Consider the following 24,489-nt stretch of genomic DNA (forward strand, 5'->3'; position numbering starts at 1 on the left):
CTCTTCACTCCTCCTTCAGCACGGGCTAAACCTTAGCTATCTGCTAACGGAACTGTTTTGCCCATTCCCCATTTCCCATTCCCCATCCCCCATTCCCCATTCCTTAAAAGAATGCTGGTTGATGGCGAATCAAGTTAAAAAATTCTTCGCGGGTTTTATGCTCTTCTTGGAACACGCCAACCATTGCGCTAGTGACAGTCCAAGAACCTGGTTTTTGTACGCCTCGCATCACCATACACATGTGGCTAGCTTCCATCACAACGGCTACGCCTCGAGGTTCTAGAATGGTCTGAATTGCTTCGGCAATTTGGCGGGTTAACCTCTCCTGGACTTGCAAGCGACGGGAATACATCTCAACAATGCGGGCCAGTTTGCTCAGTCCTACAACTTTTTGGTTGGGGATATAAGCAACGTGCGCTCTACCCATAAATGGCAGCATGTGGTGTTCGCACAGACTAAAAAAATTAATATCTCGCACTAGTACCATCTCGTTATGCCCTTCATCAAAGATGGCATCGTTAACTAGTTCTTCAAGGGATTGGTTGTAGCCACTGGTAAGAAACCGCATTGCTTCGGCCACTCGCTTTGGTGTTTTGAGGAGTCCTTCGCGTTCAGGATCTTCGCCAACGCCCAATATTATTTTCCGCACTGCATCCTTCATTTCCTCTATCTGTTCCTCTTTTGGCGGGAACACATCAGCTTGTCGCCCGTTATTCGTATTGCGATCGGGTCTAGGAGTTATGGCTTCTGCCAAGTCGGGAATCAGAGGCGATTGAGAGTAATTGGAACCGTTGGAACTAGCGATAGTCATGATTCAGTCTTGGTTATGGTTTGAAAGTTGGTCATTAGTCATTAGTCATTAGTACATTGGTCATTTGCAAAGGACTGATGACAAAGGATAAATTAAAGTGCGCCAGCACTGGGCATCAGGGTCAATTCGTCAATAACTGCCTGTTGTGGTAACAGAACTGTGTGGAGAATTGACTGAGCCACTATCTCCGGGGTTAACATCTTAGAACGGTCTAAGTTGACATGGACTGTTTCTGTGTCCCAAAGTTCGGTATTGACTGCGCCAGGAGAGATAGCTGTGACACGAATGCCGTGGGTGCGTTCTTCTTGTGCCAGGGTTTGAGAGAGGGCAATCAAACCAGCTTTGCTGACGCTGTATGCTCCCCAACCGGGAAACGGTTGCTTGGCGGCAATTGAAGCGACGTTGATAATTGTGCCTGTGCCCCGATCGCGCATTGAAGGTAAAATTCCTAAAATGCACTGAAACACGCTGGTAAGATTCAAGTCAATTACCTGCTGCCATCCTTCTAGGGGAGTTTCGCTCAAAGTGGCTGTATAGGCAATGCCCGCACTGTTTACCAGAATGTCTATATCACCAAAGTCTTGGGCGATCGCTTGGATTTTTTCTTTTACTTCAAAGATCCGCGCTAAATCTACAGGGTAAGCTTTCGCTTCCACCCCGGTATGCTGTACAGCTTCTGCCACCGCCTCTAATTTATTCAAAGAACGGCTGACTAAGGCGACATCTATTCCGGCTTTGGCAAAGGCTAAAGCCGTTGCTTTCCCAATTCCACTACTGGCCCCAGTAATCAGGGCGCGTCGTTTTTGCTCAACATTCATGATGTCTCCCAATTTTTTGGCAGTTCCCAAAGCCTAGTACCACCCAATTATTCACATTGATCGGTTTAGATAGATTAAAGGAATCTAAAAATCTGATGATTTCTATTAAGCAACTGCTATGATGCAGTGCAATAGTGGGCATATTGTGGGTTTTATCAGTGAAGACAACAAATCGTCGCCCGGAAAACCACGCCGTACACTCAAATTAGATTACTCAATAACACAAAAGCTACTCAATTTGATTGAGTAGATTTGCCAAACATACAAATGCCTATGGCCAGATTGTTAAAAATCTTTAAGCACATAGGCAATTATAGCATTGCTGCTTTACTAATCCATCATTAGGCAGTGGTTTTAGTGGGCAACTTCTGTAAAAACACCAATTTTACGGAATTTTTCATAACGTAGTTGGCGACGTTCTGGAGCGGTTAAATGGTTAAGTTCGTCCAAATTTTCTAGCAGCACTTGCTTGAGCGTGGTAGCAGCTTTTAAAGGATCGGAATGAGCGCCACCAGTGGGTTCAGGCAGTATTTGGTCGATAATTCCCAATCTTTTCAGGTCGTGGGAAATAATTTTCAGCGCAACGGCGGCTTGAGGAGCTTTACCAGCATCTTTCCACAAAATGGCGGCACAGGCTTCGGGGGTGGCGACGGTATAAACGGAGTGTTCAAACATGAGCAGGCGATCGCCTACACCAATACCAAGTGCGCCACCAGAACCACCTTCACCAATAACTGTGCAGATAATTGGCACATCTAAGCAAAACATTTCCCGCAAGTTGTAAGCGATCGCTTCTCCTTGACCTTGGTGTTCTGCTTCCACTCCAGACCAGGCCCCTGGTGTGTCGATAAAAGTTAGTATGGGCATACTAAACTTGTTAGCGTGTTCCATCAACCGCATAGCTTTGCGGTAGCCGCCAGGATAAGGCATTCCAAAGTTACGGGCAATATTGTCTTTGGTATCACGACCTTTTTGATGACCTAACATCACCACAGGTTGCCCACTCAGACGACCGACACCACCAACTAAAGCCGGATCGTCACCACCACAGCGATCGCCATGCAATTCCATCCATTCATCACTAATAGCCTGAATGTAATCGAGAGTACTGGGACGACGCGGATGACGAGCGACTTGCAATCGCTGGGAAGGCGATAGACTAGTAAAAATTTCCTCACGTAGTTGCATGGCGCGTGCTTCTAGTTGACGAATTTGACCAGAAACATCAACGCCATTTTCTTCTGCAAGTTGCCGAATTTGATCGATTCGGGTTGCAAGTTCTGCTAGGGGCTTTTCAAAATCTAACAGTAGCGGTTTACGCTCGGTAGTTGCCATCGTAGGGTTTATCAATTACGAGTTATAAGTTATCTATCTTTTGTCCTTTGTCCTTTGTCCTTTGTCCTTTGTCCTTTGCAAATAACAAATGACCAATGACTAATGACCAAGGACAAATGACTAAACCAACAACGGTCTAAATCCATGTTTTACTGACACCCGGCCAATCTGCTCCATTTTATCTACGGTAATCTGATTCCGTCCCCACGAAAAGTTCGTGTATAACTTCTCAAATTCCAGCAGCATTGATTCGGCAAAACAGGCAAACAACTGACGGGCTGGCACGTCCATATTGACTATTTTCATAATTTTCCAGTCAATATCCAGGGAATGCTCTACAATCCCACCATTTAACACGTGTACGCCAGGATATTGAATTTTTGTCGCTAAGTTTTTAGGATAGCCACCATCAATCAACAAACAGGGTTGTTTCAAAGTGGTAGGGTCAATTTCCACGCCTCTGGGCATACTAGCAACCCAAACTACAACATCGGCTTGAGGTAGTGCTTCTGTCAAACCCATGATTTTCCCCCGCCCCAGTTCGCCTTGCAACTCTTTGAGACGTTCTTGATCGCGGGCGATTAGCAGGAGTTCTTGGACATCTGTTCTCGCATCTAGCCAGCGTGTAACGGCACTACCAATATCCCCAGTTGCTCCACATACCGCAACAGTCGCGTTTGATAGATTAATTCCCAGTTGTTTGGATGCTTCTTCCACCTGCTTACAAATAATGTAGGCAGTATGCGTGTTTCCTGTGGTGAAGCGTTCAAACTCTAGTTTGATATTGCGGACTTGGCTAAACTGCTCTAACTTAAAGTTTTCAAAAATAATCGAGGAAAATCCGCCTAAGGCTGTGATGTTAATGCCGTGCTTCTGTGCATGGGCCATGGCGTTGAGGATTTTCCGTGTTGCGGCTTTGATGCGGCGACTAGCTAGCATTTCCGGCAAAAAGCAAGATTCTACATACCGTCCTTCAATTTGTTGCCCAGTAACACTGGTGACAATAATAGTATCGACAATTTGCGGCGGGGCGCTGCACCAAAAGTCTAGCCCTTGATCGGCATATTCTGGGTATCCCAATTCTTGGGCTACCGCTTGAGCGTGTTCTAAACTAGTCAGATGTCCAATTAGACCAAACATGTAGTGATTATTAGGCTTATGCTGTCTTGAGGGGGGGGAATTTAGGAGAGTTAGGAGGAGTTGTGGGTTAGGAGTTCTGAGTTCTGAATAACTACTCAGCACTCAGCACTCGTTACTCAGCACTTTTTTAAGCACCTATGAGTCCGTAGGCTGACAAGCGCATAATATCGCGAGTCGTAAAACCAATGTTACTCAATGCTTCACCATACTGAATCATGAAGTCTTCTACCAAAGCATCTTTTTCCATTGCCATTGTGTGGGCATCACCTTCTACTTGGTTGAGCATTTTCCAGACGATGGGTAGGTTCTGGCGATTTGCAAGTTCAAGTTCAGCTTTGGATTCTGCAAAGTGTTCTTTCAACCAAACTTCTCCAAAATTGAGGTGGCTATATTCTTCTTTAACTACTCCTTCAGTAATTTTACGTGCGAAATCGTCGGCAACGGGGATGTAAATGTTATATGCTGCGATCGCAAAACATTCAATAATTAAAGACTGAATCAACAGACAAGTAACCACTTTCCCTTCTGCGGCAGCTGTTTGAAAATTTTGGTGTAGGCCGGAGAAAAACTCTTTGGCAAATTGCAAATCTGGGGTAACAGCCAAATTGCGCCCACAAGCTTCAAATCCTTTCTTGTGGCGGCTTTCCATCTTGGATAGGCGAATCAATTCATCATGAGATTCTGGCAGCAGTTGGGCTAGTGTGATGTAATTCTCATGGGCTTCTTGTTCCCCTTCAATCACGATCGCATTAATCCGGCTATAAGCATCTTTGTATGTTTCGCTCTTGAAATCTAATTCTTTAAATTGGTCTGTAAGCTGCTGCATGGTTATGTTTACTCCCGTAAAACTGAATTATTTGACACCAGGATTCGATTTACCCTATGAACTGAGGGTAACAATCACTGTGGTTTAATTTAACTTAACAAGTAGACTATGTTTATAGATTAATGGTTGCTGGGGGCAATGCTCTAGTACTAGCGAAATAAATGCTTTGCGGCTCAAGTTATGTCTAAACCAAACCCGAATCTGAAATCTGGTGATTTTTTGAGCCTAGTAGTCTTACTGCTAGGGGCATTTATCGTTTTACTACCGCTATTTGTGGTTTTTCTCACCTCCTTTGCATCGACAGCCGCCAGCCCAGAAAATTTGTCTAAAAATAACTGGTCTTTAGCTAATTACCGCGTTGCATGGCAACAGGGAAAATTTTTGCTGGCGTTTGCTAATTCTACCTTGGTAGCGATCGCTGTGACGGCGTTTCAGATTGTCACTTCTGCTTTGGCTGGTTACGCCTTAGCACGGCTGAAGTTTCGGGGACGGCAAGCACTGCTATTGGTTGTTTTAGCAACTTTGGTGATTCCTTTTCAGTTATTGGTGATTCCCATCTTTTTGGTTTTGAAGTGGGGACACCTGATAAATACATACTGGGCGCTCATTTTACCTACTGCTGTCAATGGGTTTGGGATTTTCTTATTACGTCAGTATTTCCAGACAATTCCTGTGGAATTAGAGGAAGCCGCAGCCATAGATGGGGCAACCAGATTACAAATATTGTGGCGGGTAATGTTACCTTTAGCCCGTCCGGCATTGGTGACGCTGTTTTTGTTCACCTTCATCGGCGAATGGAATGATTTGTTTAAGCCTCTGGTGTTTACGACACGACCAGAATTAAGAACAGTACAACTGGCGTTGGCAGAGTTTCAAGAGCAATTTACGAATAATTGGCCCTTGATGATGGCGGCGGTGACAATAGCGACAGTTCCAGTAATGGTATTATTTCTTATTGGTCAGCGTCAGTTTATTCAGGGTATTGCTGCGACGGGAATTAAGAATTGAGTAGGGGAGGCTGGCGGCGAGTGGAAGCCCATCTTATGTTTAACCTGTTGGTGCATTGGCATAACTTACTGTACTTCTTCTCTTAAGTAAGCTACGTATAGCGTTCCGCAGTAAAGGGATGCTTTCTGTCATACTCAGTACCTAAATAGAAAAGTAGCCAAAGTTGTACGCTCTCATGGTTCATCAATGCTTGAAGTACATCCGGCAGTAAAACATGAAGTTTTGTAACATTAAACGTAATTCTTACTAGTAAAACTGGAATTAGACACATCTTGTAAGAAACGAAAACAGTTATGAACCCTGAAACATTACAGCAGTTAAAAGACGAAGTTCAACAGAAACTGCTTGAAAGCGTTAATAATGCTAGCTTATACAGCGTGCTTGAAAAGTATGGGGTACCAGATGCTAGAGCTTTGACAGTTCAGTGGCAGTTCAATATTGACCCAAATAAAATCAAATCTGGTGATGCAGTTGATGAGCAGGAAATTTTGGTAGTGCAAGACTCATGGTGTGTCCCTTGCCCAACTGGAAACCCTCTTGGCTGTAACTGCTAAATAATTTAGTCTTCGCACTGCAAAGAGTTTATTCTAGTAAGTATAAAAATGCTGAACTTTGCATTTACTAGTTAGGTAACAAAGATAATCCCAAGTATCACCATACCTAATTAGCAAGGAGCAGTATTTCAATATACTTTTATTTTTTGGGTGCAAGTTTGTCATGTCTCGATACCGAAGTAGTTGGTACTGGGAGTTAGGGATAGTGAGTACATTAGCAATTGCTGGAGTACTCACTTTCTTTGAGAGTTTTGTCTTAGCCCAAATACAAAAAGATGGCACACTTGAATCTGAAAGTTCAATCATTACACCAAAACTAATCGATGGTCAGCTTATAGACCAGATTGATGGTGGGGCAGTTCGTGGTACGAACTTGTTCCACAGCTTTGAACAGTTTTCTGTCCCTGCGGAAAGGACAGCCTACTTTAACAATGCAATAGATATTCAGAACATTATCAGTCGGGTGACAGGTAACTCGATTTCTAAGATAGATGGCATTCTGAAAGCTAACGGCACGGCGAACCTGTTTCTGATTAACCCTAACGGCATTATTTTTGGGCCCAATGCTTCTTTAAATATTGGCGGTTCATTTGTGGCAAGTACGGCGAGTAGCTTGAACTTTGCTGATGGTACAAAGTTTAGTGCTACATCTCCTCAAGCTAAACCTCTACTGACATTAAGTGTTCCCATTGGCTTACAATTTGGAGCAACTGCGGCTCCCATCCGCAATCAATCTCAAGCAAGTCCAGATGGTGCAGTTAATATCTTTGGACAAGGCGTTGGTCTACAGGTGCAACGAGGCAAAACCTTAGCACTTATAGGCGGTGATATCACGCTAGAGGGCGGAAATATAACGGCAAGGTCAGGAAGGGTTGAATTAGGAAGCGTTGCTGGCAATAGTCTGGTCAGTTTAAGTCCAACCAACCAAGGTTGGGTTTTGGGATATGAAGGTGTTCAAAATTTCCAAAATATCGAAATAATCCAGTTAAATAAAATTCCATCGATTGTAGATACTCATGGAAATGGTAGCGGCAATATCCACCTGCAAGGGGGGCTTGTGCGAGTAGCTGGCAGTTTCCTAATTCTAGTTAATCCCTTTGGAGTGCAATCAGGAGGGAATTTGACAGTGAACGCCTCAGATTCTGTAGTAATTGAAAAAAATTCGCAACTGTTTACTCAGAGTTTCTCCAACGCAAACTCTGGAAACATAAATGTCAATACTAAGAAGTTGGTGGTCAAAAGTGGAGCCCAATTGCAGGGGCAATTGACCATAAACGCTTCAGATTCCGTGGAACTAATTAGCGGCACTAACATCCCTCTCTTTCGAGATGGTAGTGATTTAATATCCAGTGGATTATTTAGTGCAACTTCTGGCGATAAAAACGCTGGCAACATCATAATTAATACTGGAAGGTTGCGTATCGAAGGAGGAGCAAGAATATCAACAAGTTCTGAGGGTATATACAGGTTTATTACTAACCAACTTACACCAGCTACAGGCAATGCAGGAAACTTGACGGTGAACGCTTCCGAGTCGGTAGAATTAATTGGAACTTCACCAAATGGTTCTAAGCTCAGTAGCTTGTTTTCTGGGACTCAAGGGCCTGGAGATGGCGGAAACTTGACCCTAACTACAGGGCAATTAATTATCAAGGATGGGGCTGCAATAAATGTGAGCAGCCAAGCTCGAAAAAATGTAATCTATATCGGAGATCCAAATAATCTAGGAAAAGCAGGCGATTTAAATATAATCGCTCGCTCCATACTTCTCGACAACAAAGGAAAACTCATATCTAATAGTGAGTCAGGTAAAGGTGGGAATATTACCCTACAGGTGCAGAACTTATTATTGATGCGCCGCGAAAGTCAAATCACCACTAACGCAGGTACAACAGGACTGGGTGGAGATGGCGGTAATATCATCATCAATGCACCTAATGGTTTCATTGTCGCTACTCCCTTGGGAAATAACGATATCACCGCCAATGCCTTCTCTGACTCTGGTGGTAAAATCACAATCACCGCTAAGAACATTTTTGGATTTGTGTCCCGCACTCGTGCAGACGTAGAAAAACTCGATCGCGAAGAAATAAACCCGAATAACGTGCGAACAAGTGACATCACGGCGTTTTCTCAGCAAAACCCTTCATTAAATGGCACGGTACGAATCAACTCACCAGATGTTGACCCCAGTCAAGGATTAGTGGAATTACCTGTAAATTTGGTTGATGCTTCCCAGCAAATTGTTGCTGGTTGTAATTCTGGTGGAAAAATAGCCAGAAGTTCGTTTATTACAACTGGGCGTGGAGGAATCGCGCCCAATCCCACGGAGCCATTGATAGCTGATGATGCGGTGCTAGCAGATTGGATCACACTGGAGCCAGAGAGTCAGAATCGTGCTGAGGGTATCCAGAAGAGAGTGGTTGTTCACAAGCAGAGAAACACAGAAGAATCACAGAAAGTTAATTCTGTCAATGAACCTACTCAAATTGTGGAAGCTCAAGGATGGGTAGTGGATGCCAATGGGAACGTGGTTTTGGTTGCTCAAGTACCCACTGCGTCGCCTCATAATTCTTCACTCATCGCTACATCTTGCGCTGGTAATTAAAATTTGAGATTCTTGTAAGTTTTGTTGGTGCGTTGGCGTAGCCCGTCGAAGGTATCGCTTTTTCGCAATGAATTTATGTAAGCGATCGCTCCTTGTACTCAACTCATCTGTCGGTGCGTTGGTGTAGCTCATCGTTCGCGTAGGGTCTCGTAAAGAAGGTATGGCTTCTTTGTCAGGTTGGTAGCCAGATTCATGAAGGCTTTAAGGAAATCCAGCAGAAATATATGAAGTTTTGTTACACAATGCGTAATTATAACTAGCCAAGCTGAAGTCATAATTATGCAAATTCGCAAGAGCTTTAGAAACCTAATGCTCTCGTGCCACCCTAGACTCTGTATCCTTGATTCCTTCGTTGCCAAACTGTACTAATCGAAGTCAGGTGAAATTAGTACATCACAAGATAAGTTTACACATTTACCATTCTGCCAAGGAAAGTAAAATTCATGGAATCTCCAACTTCACAGCAAGCAGTCATTGATCCTCAAGAATTACAGCAGTTACAAGACGAGATTCAGCAGGAAATGCATGAAATTTTAAAGAATGCTAACTTTGGTAAGATACTCAAAAAGCACGGTATATCAAAGCAAGAAGTTCTTCAATTTCAGTACACACTCGATCTAACTAAACTTAAATCTAGTGATGCTGCTGGAGACGAACAAGTTCCGAAATTTTCCTTAGTAATTCCAGGTAAGCATATCAGGCTATCGGGTTGCACTTGTTGGTCAGATGATATAAACGACTTTGTTAACTGCCCATGCCGTTAATTCTTAATTTTTATTTTCAATAAACAACCTTCTCAGTAACTAGGTTGGCAATATTACTTTTAAGCAAAGTAAAATAAAAGTTTTTGTAGAGGCACAAAAAGTTTGTACCTCTACCTTTTGTGGCTTGCAAATGATAAATATCACCATGTTTAGTGAAAGCTAAAACGAATATTAACAATGTATTTTATTGATATATATGTAGTCTACTGAATATAAGTGTAACGTCACCATTATTTAGAAAATGATACTTATTTAGAGGAGTTTATCATTCATTATGAGTATTTTTGATAGCTGGTTTAAAGGGTTAGGAGTTTTAATACTTGGTACAATAGCTTTCTCTGCAAATTGTGCTTCTGCCCAAATCACCCAGGATGGTACTCTCCCTAATAATTCTCAAATTACAACACAGGGCAATATCATAAATATTGAAGGTGGAACCCGATTACAAAGTAACTTGTTCCACAGTTTTAAAGAGTTTTCTGTACTTAATGGAACTACGGCTGAGTTTAAAAATACTGAGGGTGTTCAGAATATAATTAGCCGGGTAACGGGTAACTCTATTTCTAATATTGATGGCATCCTTAAAGTTAACGGCACAGCTAACTTCTTTTTGATTAATCCCAACGGGATTATTTTTGGTACTCATGCTTCTTTAAACATCGGCGGTTCATTTATTGCAAGTACAGCGAGTAGTCTAAACTTTGCCGATGGTACAAAGTTTAGTGCCACAAATACCCAAACTACACCCCTGCTAACAGTAAGTGTTCCTATTGGTTTACAATTCGGAGCAACTGCGGCTGCCATTCGCAATCAATCCCAAGCAGCCAGTCCAGATGGCATAACAACTAATATCTTCAGACAACCTGTTGGTCTACAAGTACAGCAAGGTAAAACTTTGGCATTTGTAGGTGGTGACATAACGTTGGAGGGGGGAAATTTAACAGCAGCGTCGGGACGAATTGAGCTAGGAAGTGTTGCTAATAATAGTCTAGTAAGTCTGAAACCAACAGACCAAGGCTGGAGTTTTGGATATGAAGGTGTCCAAAATTTCCAGAATATTCAAATAATCCGGCGAATTGCTGACGGTAAAGAGTTTCCATCTCAGGTAGATGCTAGTGGTGAAGGTGGCGGTAATATCCAGGTGCAGGGCAACTCCATTAAACTAAGCGGTGAGCGTGTGCGTTTGGTAAGTCAGACTAGAGGTGGTAGAAATGGTAAAGACTTAAGAATTACTGCTAGGAAATTAATTGTTGAGGACGGTGCACAAGTAGCTACTTCTACTAGGAGCAGGGGTGCAGCAGGAAATTTGATCGTCAATGTTTCCGAAACTGTGGATCTAATTGGTAGTAATGTCTTGCCAACTATTACTGGATTTATTGGTATAAGCGCTGGTGAAGGAAAGGCGGGTGATATTACAATCAACACTCGTAGATTACGTATTAAAGATGGGGCAAGAGTAACAGCAGAGTCTAGTGCATTAGTAGGGGGATCGCAAATTATACCATCTGGAGGAAGAGGAGGGAACATAACTGTTAACGCTCTGGAGTCAGTAGAGATAACCGGAACCTCAGTGACAGGGGACCCCAGTACTTTATTTGCTTCGACTTTAAATTATGGAAATGCGGGAAAAGTGGACATCACTACAGGGCAATTGATTGTCCGCGATGGTGGTGAAATAAGTGTGAGCATTAAAGTTGCAGATAATGCAATTTATACAGGAGATGCAAGTAATCCAGGAACACCAGGTGCACTAAACATAACCGCTGCCTCTATACTCCTGGATAAAGGAACACTCACATCTAATAGTGAGTCAGGTCGGGGTGGTGATATTTCGCTACAGGTGCGGGATTTGTTACTGATGCGGCGCAATAGTCAAATATCCACTAATGCAGGGGGTGATGGAGATGGCGGTAATATCACCATCAAAGCACCTAATGGCTTCCTAGTTGCCACTCCCTTTGGAAATAACGATATCACTGCCAACGCCAACTCTGGCTCAGGTGGTAAAATCACAATCACCGCTAAAAAAATCTTTGGATTTGTGCCACGCACTCGTGCAGACGTAGAAAGGCTTGATCCAACAGGCTCAATCAACCCGAATAATCTCCGAACAAGTGACATCACCGCATTTTCTCGGCAAAATCCTTCATTAAGTGGCACTGTACAAATCAACTCACCAGATGCTGACCCCAGTAAAGGATTAGTGGAACTGCCTGTAAATCTGGTAGATGCTTCTGAGCAAATTGCTGCTGGTTGTAATTCTGGTGCAAAAATAGGAAGGAGTTCATTTATTGCTACTGGACGTGGAGGACTAGTAGCCGATCCTACGCAGCCATTGATAGCTGATGATGCGGTGCTGGCAGATTGGATCACACTAGAGCCAGAGAGTAAAAATAGTGCTGCTGGTATTCAGAAAAGAGCGGTTCTTCAGGCGCAGCAAAATATAGAAGAAAAATCACAGAAAGTTAATTCTGTCAATGAACCTACTCAAATTGTAGAAGCCCAAGGATGGGTAATGGATGCCGATGGTAATGTGGTTTTGGTTGCTCAAGTACCCACTGCATCGCCTCATAATTCGTCACTCACCGCTACATCTTGCGCTGCTCGTTAGACTTTGAGACAAGTTAAACAATCTCTGAATTAACGTTCAATTTCCGTAACTTGGCAGTAATTACGATCGCAATTACTGCCCACAAGTTCGCCTATTGTCTATTCCCTAACTCGTCTCCTGAATTTGCAAACGAACAGTGTGTTCAGTTGCACCACTAAGTTGCAATTCCATAATTTCACCACCCAGAGGTTCCAAGCAAGTGAGGAGCGATCGCAAGTTGGGTGTACTTGCGCCAGTATCTACATATAATCTATCTGCCAAATTGCCGATTCGTTTCCAAGTCATATAGAGTTTAGCGATCGTTTGTTCAATCTGCGATGCTTGATTGACCAAATCAGCAGCAATGCTCAAACAGCCGACTCTTTGCGCTTCTTCTAAGGCTGTTTCAATATCAACATTTTCCTGCGTCAGCGCTTGGACTTGAGCTGCCCCTTTGAGATATTTGGCCAAGTTACGCGCTTCGCTAGTTACCTGTTTCAGGGTATCCACATCAGGATTGGCAGCAATTTCTTTCTGGATAAACTTTTGATGTGATTCTGGCAGTTTTTCCATTTCCTTCACCAATGGAGCGATGTAGCGCGGCGGAAGGGTGTTATCTGCGGCTTTTTCCTTGACTGATTCAGGTAATAAATCTGAGGACATGGCTGTCCATTCATCGCTGAGTTGACGCACTTCGCGCCTAGTGATGCGATCGCCTTTTTGGGCGGCTTCACTCACCATCTGTTGCACTTCTGGCGATGCTTTGGAGGTTTCAACAAATGCCCGTTTACTGAAGTTATTTACAGAACCGGGGTCGAGTTTACCGTCTTCAATGAGAGTATCGGCACTATTGGCCAGTTGAATCCAGGAGTATGCTTGACTTTTGCTGATTTCCCGCTCTTTTAGCCATCGCAGAAAGCCAGTACCGCGCCCATCACCACCCACTTTTTCTCTGTCGCGGATCGCCCGTAAAATTCGCCCCCGCCAGATTTCAGTTTGCAAATCAAAGCGATCGCATACCTGCCAAGCTATTTCGAGTTGCTGTTGAAAATCTGATTCTAGAATCTGTTCATCTTCTGGATCGGGCAGTTCAAAGCTGATATCTGCTGGCTGTAGTAAAGCAGCAGCAAGGTCGTTGATGGAGTCGGTGTCTTGCACGATTGATGATAACTAGTGGATGCGATCGGCTTATTATGCCACAATCTGTGGACTATCACTTAAGGGGGAGTACGGTATTTTGAATTACTACACATATAGTAGGAAGGGGTAAACCACCCCAGTAAGGTATTTAATTGATCAGAGAGAATAAAAATAAAACGATGAACCAGGTAGACTACCTCCGCATTAGTTTAATCGATCGCTGTAATTTTCGTTGTCAATACTGTATGCCAGAGGGAGTAGAACTGGATTATATTCTCAAGCAACAGCTATTAACTAATGAGGAGTTACTCACCTTAATTAAAGAGGTATTTATTCCAGTAGGCTTTAATCGGTTTCGTTTGACAGGGGGTGAACCCTTATTGCGTCCACGTGTGGTGGATTTGGTCAGTGCGATCGCAACTTTACCCCAAACTCAAGACCTTTCAATGACCACCAACGGGTTTTTGCTGGCTCCGATGGCACAAAACCTCTACAATGCTGGTTTGCGACGAATTAATATCAGTCTAGACTCTCTTCATCCTGACACTTTTAACCAAATTATCGGTAATCAGGGGCGTTCTCGTTGGCAACAAGTTTGGCAGGGCATTCAAGCTGCCCATCACGTCGGATTCGACCCACTGAAGCTGAATGTGGTAGTGATTCCTGGCGTTAATGACCACGAAATTCTAGATTTAGCTGCCCTGACAATTGATAAACAGTGGCACGTTCGATTTATTGAGTTCATGCCTATTGGTAATGTGGATTTGTTTGGTGTTCGCGGTTGGGTATCTTCAGCCGATTTACGGCAACAAATCCGCGAGCGCTGGGGCTTGACAGAATCTCAAGTTCGTGGGGCTGGCCCTGCTGATGTTTTTCAAATTCCTGGTGCGAAGGGGACACTAGGATTTATTAGTCAGATGTCAGAATGTTTTTGCGATCGCTGTAACCGGATGCGCCTGAGTGCTGATGGCTGGCTGCGTCCGTGTTTATTGAATGAAACTGGTCAAATAGATTTAAAAACTGCTCTGCGTTCTGGCAGTAGCACCACTCAATTACAAGAGCAGGTGAGGCATTTGCTTGGAATGAAGCCAGAAATTAACTTTAAAGGGCGCGATTCTGGAATTGTCGGTACATATACTCGCACCATGTCACAAATTGGTGGTTAGTCATTGGTCATTTGTCCTTTGCAAATAACTAGGGACAAATGACTAAGGACAAATGACGATTACGCTTGTCGTGAGTAGTACTCAACCACAAGTAGTTCATTAACTTGTAATGCCACCCATTCCCGTTCAATAACGCTGTTGACTTTACCAACCAACTTATTTTTGTCAAACTCCAAATGACTGGGAAGGTTTGCCAAACCGGGATATTGCAAGTTAGCTTCCACCAATTTGCGTGATTGTGCCCGATCCCTGACTGCAATTGTTTCACCAGGACGGCATTGGTAGCTGGCAATATTCACCACACGACCGTTAACAGTTACGTGACCGTGATTCACCAGTTGGCGAGCCGCTGGGATAGTCGGGGCTATACCCAAGCGGAAAACGGTATTATCCAAACGCATTTCTAGCAATTGCAGCAACACTTGTCCGGTAGAACCAGTAACACGTCTAGCTTTCCGCACATAGCGGAGCAATTGCTTTTCAGTCAAACCGTAATTGAAGCGGAGTTTTTGCTTTTCCTCTAGACGGATAGCATACTCAGAGCGCTTCTTACGGTTCTGACCATGCTGACCAGGTGGGTAAGCGCGTCTAGCGCTTTTACGAGTCAATCCTGGTAAATCGCCCAAGCGGCGTACAATTCTGAGGCGGGGCCCTCTATATCGGGACATGAGTTTCCTTAATCTAATCCTGTTTAAACTTTACCGAAACATTCAATTTTGACACTCCCCTGATTCTTAATCAGGGGATTCTTGGTTTTTTGAAGCTGCTTACCGAGGTAAGACGTATCTCACCAAGGTAGACGCATCGATTTTGCGCCAGTTGCTTTTAATCGGTAAACCCGACAAACTAGCCTCCAAGCCTGAATTCCGACCTGTCACGCCGTACTCCTGCCCATAACTTTTTTGTGTTTATTTAGTTTCGTAGGCTACTCAATCATTAGATTGGTTTACGTAGTATTCTTAACTTTGAAATACTTTTTACGTTGCCTACTTATCTTTCAAACAGTTATATTAACACAATTTCCGCCATAATTAATTATGTCTATACCTTGCTACCGCTGAAATTCTTGAATTGCAGAGGATTTTTAAAATATTTAAGTTAGCATAACTTTGGGTGTTTGGAGAATGGCAATGTCAATGAGCAAAAAAGTGGTTAACAGAGGGAAGAACAAACAAGCTAGTTCGACCTCCAGGAATTTAACAATACCAGTTTTGGCTATAGCTGGATGGTTGACAACGATCTTACCCAATCCAGCGATCGCTGCTTCCTACAGCAATGATTATAGTAACTGTGCAGGTCGTCTCCTAAAAGTGGGCGTAACGGCAGAAGCGGCATCACAAGCTTGTGCAGCTGCATTGCGTCCAACTGATTTGGCTGCTTGCGTGGTTAAAATTGATAAGGAAACCCAAATTGCTGCGACAGATGCACTTTCTTCTTGTGGGAAGGCCCGGCGACCTGAAGAGTTAGCTACCTGTGTAGTCGGTGTCAGTTTAAGTACTAAGGAAGAAGCTAATCCGGCAGTTTTAAATTACTGTGGACGTAGTTTGTTACCTGTGCGTTTTGGGCAGTGTGTGGTTGGCTTGCGTAGTCAAATCGATGTTCCTCCTGCTCAAGTCTTAGATACTTGTATTAGTGCTGATGATAGTGTTATCGGTGCTTCATCTTCAACACCACCAACCATCATTCCTGCGGGATCAAGTATCGAGACCGTTCCATTTCCAACGCAACAGACTGTTCCAGCACAACCTACTATTCCAACGCAACCCGGCGCTAATTAAATACAGTGCTTTGTAATTGCTGAGAATATAGGTTAATGAGTAAGGTGGGCATTAAAACGCCCATCTTATGAGTCTGTCCAGTTTAAATTTATAGGTAAGCAAGTTCGTAGAGGACTTACACAAAAAAATAGTCCAAACCTATATTTTCTGGTAGACGCAAATCATGTAGACGCAAAGCTTAGTCTACGACGAGTTCTCCAACAGAGTACTTGTAGGGTATTGCCCCTACTGCGTGTAGTTTTGAGTAAGTCCTATTGGAGTCAAAACTAGCTTGATTGAAGCAACAATATCTATATAATAAAATCCGTCATAATTGCTTTACGCTTGCAAATTATGCAAACTAAATACTTACAATACAAAAGTCACAAGCAGTTTTGTGACTTTTATACTATTGGTACAGTATGACAATGTAAATAGACCAATCATCCCCCTACTTTTAAGTAAGGGACAAAAGCGGTGAAAAGCTTATAAAGTAAGCTTTTTGAGTTTTGCGTAGTGCTACTAGTCTTCTTTTTCACCAAAAACCGTCTGTAAGACCACTGCAATACCACCGTCTTGATGATATTTATCTGCCCAAGCACGGATAACTTCATCCAATTCTTCCATAGCTTGCTCCATTTTTTCTGGGAGAATATCAAGTTCTTCTAATAAGCGCATGGCATTTCGTCGCCGTTCTGCCCAATTTTTCATCATGCGGAAATACCGAGCGGTATCTTCTACCATGATGTAAGTGCGTTCTTGATCGTCTGCTGGGGCGTAAAAAGGACGAGTAAGTGCGTAGAAGGGCATTCCCCAAGGAGAATCTATGCGTGTTACTGTGCCTGAGTAGAGTAGACGACGCTTGATATGCTCACCCAAAGCTTCACTCAAAGGCATTTGGTGTTCGGTTGGCAAGTCTTCTTGCGATCGCCTGTGCAAAAACTCAATCAAATCCAGAAACTCAAAAGAGCTAACTAACTGGGCATCTGGTAAGTTACTTGGCAGTTTTTGCTCAATTTGTCTTTTTTCTTCACTTGTCAGACTTGTACCAGGTACGCGCGATCGCCCCGGTTGCCAAGGATACTTTTCTAGCCAGACGTAAGGCAATTGAATCAAATAGCGAGGTTCTTGAGAACCCAACATTTTTAACAGTTTGCCTTCTGTTAGCGCCTGTCTGACTTCTTCTACAATAATTTTTACTCGTTTCGGCTCTAAGTGGTGCAGATGCCCTGTCATCCGCAGGTTTTGTCCCTGCTCTAGATAGGTCATGTAAATTGCACACTTTGCTGCTGTTGCGGCTGCGTCTAAAAATGCCCCATGCCTGTGCCCACTCGTCCGCATGGCACTAAAAGCCAGATAAAGCATGATCTGATCCATCGCACTGGGGTCAAGACGTTTGATCAGATCTATGTCGTTACTCATATTACAGACAATTGAATAGCACGTTTACAGAGTTTTTAATCGATTGAGAATAAGGTAGTATACACCTGGCTGAAGCCGATTTTTCACTTCAGACTATATTAGTATGCGATAACCATGAAATCGGCGGTAGTGCAAACTACCATTTTCGCATATTTTCTAGTACACAGGCAGATTTAGTTGTTGTTACCATAACTGTCTCTGCATCTGACTGGAAAATTATAGATATCACTAAGTCCAGCTTGACGGCGGTTGACTTCCCAAAAGTTAACTGTGTTGCAAATAATCTACAAAGTTTTTAACTTCTCTGGGATTATTCTCATCTTTCAAGAGCAACAAGATCAAACTGCTTATACCTAATTATGGCACTATGCCGACTCGGAGTAAAAACTAGTTTGCGCGGTTCATCTGGGGTATTTGTTACTCGAAAAAGATGCTTTATATTCAGCTTTGGTGAATTATTTGTAGTACACAGGTGGTCGGAGATCGTTGGGAGTAATTTCAAAAGCAACCGCTTACCAGGTGTAGCAACATTCAGAGGTTGAGCCAAACGGCTCGTTGGGAACTATCATTTCGTTCACAACCTCCTGTGATGTCTCGGCAGTATAAGCCGTTGGCTTGAGAGAAGATAGTAGACATCAAGTAGATCAATTAATTCCAATTTTAAAGTACCTATTGTTCTTTCAAATATCGCTTTTTATCATACCATTGTTTTCTGCTTTTGGAATAAAATTATGTATTTTAAAGTTTATAAATTATGACTATTTAAATATTTTATATTCTGAGTAAATCAAGGTTTGATGATATTTCTATTTTGACTTTCAAATCTAAGTCTGATTTATCTTTTGGTGTTGATGATTTGACACAGAAAGCTGCGATTTATTCAGACTGAATCGCATAGCCATGAGGCTTTTTGGCTCGTGTTAATCAACGAAAAATTAGTTAATAGGCATATATATAATAAAACATATTGGATTCCATCTGATAATTATTTAGAGATTGTTTTTCAATGGAATTATATTTTTTTCATGAAAGAATTTTAAAATTCCATGATTTAACTAATTCATCGGCTACTTGAAAGTATATTTTGACAGCGCTGTTTTATATACTTGAGAGACTGTAATTGCGTAGATAGCGTGTTACTAAAAAAAGACGAGAATCCGCAGCCGACTACGATATAAGCATCTTTATCTAAGTATCTAGGCGATCGCAGACTAAGTTGACGAGGACACAAAGGCATTAATAAAGATACCATCTCGTCAACCTCAAAAACATACAAACGAGGCATTTTGAATTCCGCTTTACTCGCAGGGCTTTTCGTAGGATAAAAGAACTGGCTGTTTTATGAGCGCGAGCGCTCCATGTATTCATGTACCTTAAAAAACAGGTTACTCTCAACCCTTCTACTACTTTTTCGTCTTCTAGTTCTAAAATATGCTGCAATGGTCTTCACTCCTTGCAAATTTCCTGTTTGAGCAAGTACTTGCGCTCAATTGCTTGAGTCAGTACTACTCGTACTGCTTATATATACGTGTTTTCCCTATCTGTATCAGGCTAAATTGCTAAAAATATATTACAAGTCAAGTTATTTTGATTACTCTTCGCTCAACTAGAGCGGTTCTCAATTGCATAGAATACATACCTAATCACCGGATTTTGTAGATTTCGTAGGTTGGGTTGAGCGTAAGCGAAACCCAACAAAGCCTTAATAATGTTGGGTTTCGTTCTTCAACCCAACCTACCGGTCTGTCCCATTAAATTTGATAGATAAGAGAACAAACCGCGATCGCGTAGCGTCTTGCAGAGAAGGAAGAAGGAAAGATTGGTATGATCTGCATCTATCCGGCAGTCCTAAATCAACCGTGAAAACTTAAAGATCCCCGAATTCTAAAAAGAATTCGGGGATCTTGGGCGGATTAGCGTCAGGATTGATGGTGAAAGTGATAGAAGGTAAACTAGCACCCATTACACCCAAACTGATTAAACTCGCCATTTAATTCGTGTTACTGGAGGGTTTAGCCTGATTTCGCATCGTTTCTAGGCTAAAAGCCGCCGCGCCAAAGGTTACTAACAACACTCCCAGAATTTGCACAATCTCTAAATTTTCTTGAATGATTAACCCAGCAAAAATCACGGTTAAAACTGGGATGCTACCACCGATAATTGCCGATCGCGAAGCACCTAATTTACTGATACCAACATTGTTCAGCAAATAGCCAGCAAGAGTCAGCACACCCAAGATAAATGCGCTTAAAACCAGTTCTAGCATCTTAGATGAGTCAAAAACTATCAAGTTCCAATTGCTTGGCAAAGGTAGCATCAAGCAGATAAAACTCAACAACAACATGGTAGCGAAGTTAATTAAGGTAAAAGTCACGGGATGCAGCTTGCTAGCACATACCCGTGTCAGAATTATGTAAGCAGCAAAAGCTACGCCCGAAAGAATGGCAGTGCTGCCTCCTAGTGAAGGATTACCGATACTGGTGTTGGGAGAACCTCCTAAAACTAACAATTCACCGCAGCAAATGGCAGCGATCGCACCGAAGCGGAATGTGGTGGGGCGATCGCGGAACAGAAACCACGACAATAACCCACTAACCATCGGATAGATAAAGAACAGTGCGATCGCCATTCCAGTTGTGACTTGAGCGATCGCAATGTAGATTAGCACTTGAGACAAAAACAAAAAGCACCCACTCACAACCGACAACAGCAAAATCCGCTTGGTAGCTGTATTAGCAGCTGTGGGATTTCCTCGCACTGAAGCGGCCAAATTTTCTAAATCTTGCCATAGTGTTGGATGCAACATAGGAGACAGCAATACCATCAGTGGTACTACTACCATAAACCGGAGCGTCAAAATCAACAGAGTATTGCCCAAAGTCGGCGGTAGCAGGCGTTCTACATCTACTACTCCAAAAATTTGGGAACCTTCGTGGAAAATCACCTTGATGGCTATGTTGTAAAGCGACGATATCACTGCCGATGAGACAATCAACAAGAAACCGACTTGCAACTGCGAAAAGCCGGAGGAATTAGGCGATCGCGATTCTGAGGGTTTTGCTGGCGGCTGTGGCTCTAGCGCAGTCGAAGGTGGTGATTTGGGTTTGCTCTGCGACACTCTGCGGATCACAGAATTTGGTTCAGTAGCGTTTCTTCTTCGTAAAGGTTGAGGTTGTATTGCTTCCGGCTTTGGCACAGATACAATAGGAGGCTCTGATGTTGTTTCGCTTTCTGACAAATCCTTATTGAGGACAGAAAGAGGTTCAGCAGCGTTTTCTTGTGGTGGCGGAACTACAGGAGCAGTAGGCTCTGATTTCGTTTCTCTTTCCGACAAGTCTTTGATAGGGACAGAAATCGGGTTCGCAGCGCTTTCTCTAACAACGGGAGCCTCTGATGTTGTTTCTCTTTCCGACAAGTCATTGCTAGGGACAGAAATCGGGTTCGCAGCGCTTTCTCTAACAATGGGAGGCTCTGATGTTATTTCTCTTTCCAACAAGTCTTTGATGGAGACAGAAATTGTGTTCGCGGTGTTTTCTCTAACAACGGGAGGCTCTAATGTGGTTTCTCTTTCTTCTAAAAATTGATTCGGGATCGCGGAAATTGGCTCAGAGGAATTTTTTATTACTTCGCTAAAGGTTGGCGGGGATGGCTCAGAAGAATTGTTTTTTTCTGGCTCAGTAAACTGTAAAACAGTAGGCGTACCTGCTGCTGGTTTGCGTGAAGTTTCTTCTATAGTTTTTTCTAGTTCTCCATGCAGGCGGTTAACAAACTCCGCCAAAATCGTTTCCCCTTGCTGTTGCTGGCTATACATCCGTGACAACTGTTGGGAAAGATTACTTTGATAGTTTTTTAGCTCCTGTTGCAGCGAGTTAAAAGTAACAGTAACGGTGTCATCCAGGCTGTCAAACATGTGTTCGACTTTTTCATTGATTTCACCTACTACATTGCTGCTCACTTCAGCGGACTTCAGCGCAGCTTGTTCGTAAGACTTACCCTCTATGCTTTGGTTAGCTAAATTTGCCAGAGAGGATTGCAGTTGTGAAGATATATGTTTTGCCAGAACTTCTGCCAGTTGACGAATTAAGACTTGCTGTTCGGTGATTTGGCGCACTTGTTGTAAATGCTCTTTTTCCTCTACCAAGCCTTGAATCTCATCGGATAACCGATTTTTTTCTGACTGAAGTCGCTTTACATCTTCCTGCAACGCTCTGAGGACATTCTGCTGAAGATTTTCTAAGTCTTCAACTACAGCCCAAAGAGCATTTTCTGCTGCTCTAGATAGCTCGCCTCTGACTCTTGGGTTTTCTGGTTGCTTCTCGAATCGCCCCATTAGCTTCTAACCTCTAACACCTTGACGATAAAGCTGCTTCCGGTACGCTTTATTGGCGCTCATCCTAATTTCCTGTATTTTGTCAGATAAATTAAAAATTTTAACAGCACTTCCGCATTTCAACGTAATTCTGTCATACTGAACACAACTTGGCAAAGCACCAAATATACCTTACTGCTTAATAATCGGTATTTTTTCAGCATTGATTAAGTATTTAGCCATTCGATTTTGGACTCCAGTTTTCCTCAGTCGAACGATTTTAGATTGTCGTATGGCTGTAACTAGCTTGAAATGATACCTTTTTTATTTTTGATCCGTTTCATGTACATCAATATAGTATTTGCCAATGAGATTTTTACTTTTAAATAAATCTCACTCCAAATAAATATTTATTGTTTTGCTACCAATAGTAATTGCCAAAGACTTGTAGATGCGTGTGCTTAGAGGATGTTTGAAAAATCCTCTTCTTGGTAGCAAAACGTTTTAGATCCTCCTAAACCACGCCAGTTGCTCATGGGGGAAACCCCCTTCTCTACGAGACGCTCCGCGAAGGCGCTAGCCTCTCCCTTTGGGAGAAGACCGCACTGGCTCCCCTTAAAAAGGGGGACTTTGATTCCGGTTCCCCTCTTTTTAAGGGGGGTTAGGGGGGATCAATAAGTGCCTAAAATCACAACTAACCACTTTTTAAACAACCTCTTAGGCAGAAAGTTATCTGACTTGCGAAACTAGTTGTAAATTTCTATGGAATGTAACTTGTGTGACAGTTTATATCTCTAAATGGAGATTAAAGTATCTTTCTGTGGAAATTCAAAGTTACGCTATCCCCTGCACAACATTCTAATGAATGAGCAGCAATTCTGCAAAAACACGCTTTTTTGCTGTTGTTGCAGTTTAAGTTCTACTTTGAGTAGATTTAGTAGATGAAAAATTTAGGAAAAGATTAATAATTCTTAGCGGAATAAAATTCGGGCGATGCTAAAAATGGCAGCGCTAAGTAAAGCACTCACAGGGATTGTAATTAGCCATGCAGCAGCAATACCTTTTAGTGTTTGGAACTTAATCGATTTAATATTTTGCACTAGTCCAATACCAACGACACCGCCGACGAGAGCGTGGGAAGTGGAGACTGGTAAACCTAACCGAGAGGCGATGAGGATGGTGGTGGCAGTAGCAAGTTCGGCACAAAAACCACTACTAGGTTGCAAGGCAATAATGTTTTCGCCAATGGTGGCAATGACTTTTTTTCCCCAAACAGCTAAACCACCAACAATACCAGCACCACCAAGGATTAAAATCCAAAGCGGGATGGTAAGACCATCTGTAGGTACGTTACCAGTACGATTGATGTAAACGATCGCAGCTAAAGGAGCGATCGCATTTCCCACATCATTAGAACCGTGAGCAAAGGCGACAAAGCAAGCACTTAGTAGTTGAAATCGACCGAATAATCTTTCTACAGGATTAGGGAGTATTTCTCCCTTGTCTCCCTTGTCTCTCTTATCTCCTAATTGTCGCCAACTAAAGATTGTGAGTCCAATTGCTGCGATCGCACCTGTTAAAAGTGGGATGTCATGAGAAGGGATCGTAAAACCAAGCTCAATTACAAAATTGGTTAGCGGTTCAGTTAGCGATGGTAATACAATCACGCCGAATACACCTAGCAGCGCAGTACTCAACCAGGGAATCCATTCTTGTAACTGGACTATTTGATTGGGTTGATCTAAAATCCAGTGCTTGATTTGACTATAAAATAAAGCAGCGATCGCACCACTAATTAATGGCGTTAAAACCCAGCCAATGCTAATTAAGCCAATTGATGACCAATCAATCGCACCTACTCCCAAAGCCACCCAACTAAATCCAGCGATCGCACCAACAACCGCATGAGAAGAGGATACAGGTAAACCGCGTGATGTGGCAATTTGCAACCACACACCACACGATATTAATACCGTTACCATCCCAGTAACTAATATTTGGGGTGTAGCCGCGAATAAGGCGGGATTAGCAATTTTCGTTGCGAGAGTTTCCGTTACCTCATGTCCAAACAATACAGCACCCGTAAACTCTAATACCCCAGCAATAATTAGTGCCTGTTTGAGAGTAACAGCTTTGGAACCAACAGAGGTTCCCATTGCATTAGCAACATCGTTTGCTCCGAGATTCCAAGCGACGTAGAAAGCTAGTAGAGCTACGAAAAGTAGGGTAATAAGCATTTTG

The 24,489-nt window shown here is 42.8% G+C and carries 19 protein-coding genes; 7 read left to right on the top strand and 12 right to left on the bottom strand.

The annotated features are described in order from the left end of the window. Nucleotides 1-103: 103 nt before the first annotated feature. The 5 genes from folE to G1O98_RS18485 form a co-directional block, all read right to left on the bottom strand. Complete coding sequence (gene folE / locus G1O98_RS18465; RefSeq protein ID WP_163930364.1) at nt 104-811, bottom strand: GTP cyclohydrolase I FolE; 708 nt, start codon at nt 809-811, stop codon at nt 104-106. A gap of 92 nt (nt 812-903) precedes the next feature. Continuing rightward, entirely contained in the window at nt 904-1,629 is a 726-nt protein-coding gene (locus G1O98_RS18470) for an SDR family oxidoreductase (protein WP_163930366.1), read from the bottom strand. Between the two features lie 354 nt (nt 1,630-1,983). After that, on the bottom strand, nt 1,984-2,964 hold the full coding sequence (locus G1O98_RS18475) for an acetyl-CoA carboxylase carboxyltransferase subunit alpha (protein ID WP_114080903.1): 981 nt from the start codon (nt 2,962-2,964) through the stop codon (nt 1,984-1,986). A gap of 120 nt (nt 2,965-3,084) precedes the next feature. Further along, on the bottom strand, nt 3,085-4,104 hold the full coding sequence (locus tag G1O98_RS18480) for a long-chain acyl-[acyl-carrier-protein] reductase (protein WP_114080902.1): 1,020 nt from the start codon (nt 4,102-4,104) through the stop codon (nt 3,085-3,087). 127 nt (nt 4,105-4,231) lie between these two features. Then, nucleotides 4,232-4,930 carry an aldehyde oxygenase (deformylating) gene (locus G1O98_RS18485; protein WP_163930369.1) on the bottom strand — a complete coding sequence of 233 codons (699 nt, stop codon included), beginning with the start codon at nt 4,928-4,930 and terminating at the stop codon, nt 4,232-4,234. Between the two features lie 180 nt (nt 4,931-5,110). Between G1O98_RS18485 and G1O98_RS18490 the strand changes: the two genes are divergently transcribed. The 5 genes from G1O98_RS18490 (at nt 5,111) to G1O98_RS18510 (ending at nt 12,475) form a co-directional block, all read left to right on the top strand. Then, nucleotides 5,111-5,938 carry a carbohydrate ABC transporter permease gene (locus G1O98_RS18490; protein ID WP_163930371.1) on the top strand — a complete coding sequence of 276 codons (828 nt, stop codon included), beginning with the start codon at nt 5,111-5,113 and terminating at the stop codon, nt 5,936-5,938. Nucleotides 5,939-6,231: 293 nt separating this feature from the next. Continuing rightward, entirely contained in the window at nt 6,232-6,492 is a 261-nt protein-coding gene (locus G1O98_RS18495) for a hypothetical protein (protein WP_012408402.1), read from the top strand. A 163-nt stretch (nt 6,493-6,655) separates the two neighbouring features. Next, entirely contained in the window at nt 6,656-9,100 is a 2,445-nt protein-coding gene (locus tag G1O98_RS18500) for a filamentous hemagglutinin N-terminal domain-containing protein (protein WP_163930373.1), read from the top strand. A gap of 443 nt (nt 9,101-9,543) precedes the next feature. Next, nucleotides 9,544-9,864 (top strand): hypothetical protein, encoded by a 321-nt coding sequence (locus tag G1O98_RS18505; RefSeq protein ID WP_163930375.1) that lies wholly within the window; start codon nt 9,544-9,546, stop codon nt 9,862-9,864. Between the two features lie 274 nt (nt 9,865-10,138). After that, on the top strand, nt 10,139-12,475 hold the full coding sequence (locus tag G1O98_RS18510) for a filamentous hemagglutinin N-terminal domain-containing protein (protein ID WP_163930378.1): 2,337 nt from the start codon (nt 10,139-10,141) through the stop codon (nt 12,473-12,475). A 105-nt stretch (nt 12,476-12,580) separates the two neighbouring features. Here the strand turns inward: G1O98_RS18510 and G1O98_RS18515 are convergent, their stop codons facing one another. After that, a complete protein-coding gene (locus G1O98_RS18515) occupies nt 12,581-13,612 on the bottom strand; it encodes a hypothetical protein (protein WP_163930380.1) in 1,032 nt (343 codons plus the stop codon). A gap of 161 nt (nt 13,613-13,773) precedes the next feature. Between G1O98_RS18515 and moaA the strand changes: the two genes are divergently transcribed. Further along, complete coding sequence (gene moaA, locus G1O98_RS18520; RefSeq protein WP_163930382.1) at nt 13,774-14,760, top strand: GTP 3',8-cyclase MoaA; 987 nt, start codon at nt 13,774-13,776, stop codon at nt 14,758-14,760. Nucleotides 14,761-14,819: 59 nt separating this feature from the next. Here the strand turns inward: moaA and rpsD are convergent, their stop codons facing one another. Beyond that, nucleotides 14,820-15,428 (bottom strand): 30S ribosomal protein S4, encoded by a 609-nt coding sequence (gene rpsD, locus G1O98_RS18525; protein WP_069071263.1) that lies wholly within the window; start codon nt 15,426-15,428, stop codon nt 14,820-14,822. Between the two features lie 462 nt (nt 15,429-15,890). Here rpsD and G1O98_RS18530 point away from each other — a divergent pair, with 462 nt between their 5' ends. Beyond that, nucleotides 15,891-16,538 carry a hypothetical protein gene (locus tag G1O98_RS18530; RefSeq protein WP_322745261.1) on the top strand — a complete coding sequence of 216 codons (648 nt, stop codon included), beginning with the start codon at nt 15,891-15,893 and terminating at the stop codon, nt 16,536-16,538. Between the two features lie 501 nt (nt 16,539-17,039). Here the strand turns inward: G1O98_RS18530 and hetR are convergent. The 5 genes from hetR to G1O98_RS18550 form a co-directional block, all read right to left on the bottom strand. Continuing rightward, a complete protein-coding gene (gene hetR / locus G1O98_RS18535; protein ID WP_163930386.1) occupies nt 17,040-17,939 on the bottom strand; it encodes a heterocyst differentiation master regulator HetR in 900 nt (299 codons plus the stop codon). 1,060 nt (nt 17,940-18,999) lie between these two features. Next, on the bottom strand, nt 19,000-19,224 hold the full coding sequence (locus tag G1O98_RS18540) for a hypothetical protein (RefSeq protein WP_163930388.1): 225 nt from the start codon (nt 19,222-19,224) through the stop codon (nt 19,000-19,002). Nucleotides 19,225-19,806: 582 nt separating this feature from the next. After that, nucleotides 19,807-19,929 carry a hypothetical protein gene (locus tag G1O98_RS40750; protein WP_275941784.1) on the bottom strand — a complete coding sequence of 41 codons (123 nt, stop codon included), beginning with the start codon at nt 19,927-19,929 and terminating at the stop codon, nt 19,807-19,809. Continuing rightward, on the bottom strand, nt 19,930-22,269 hold the full coding sequence (locus tag G1O98_RS18545; RefSeq protein ID WP_163930390.1) for an EamA family transporter: 2,340 nt from the start codon (nt 22,267-22,269) through the stop codon (nt 19,930-19,932). It lies immediately after the preceding gene. Nucleotides 22,270-23,219: 950 nt separating this feature from the next. Next, the gene (locus G1O98_RS18550; protein WP_163930392.1) at nt 23,220-24,485 is read right to left on the bottom strand and encodes an inorganic phosphate transporter; all 1,266 of its coding nucleotides are present in this window, start codon (nt 24,483-24,485) and stop codon (nt 23,220-23,222) included. Nucleotides 24,486-24,489: the final 4 nt, after the last annotated feature.

Source organism: Nostoc sp. UIC 10630 (assembly GCF_010747425.1).
In the GTDB taxonomy this organism is placed as follows: Bacteria; Cyanobacteriota; Cyanobacteriia; order Cyanobacteriales; family Nostocaceae; genus Nostoc.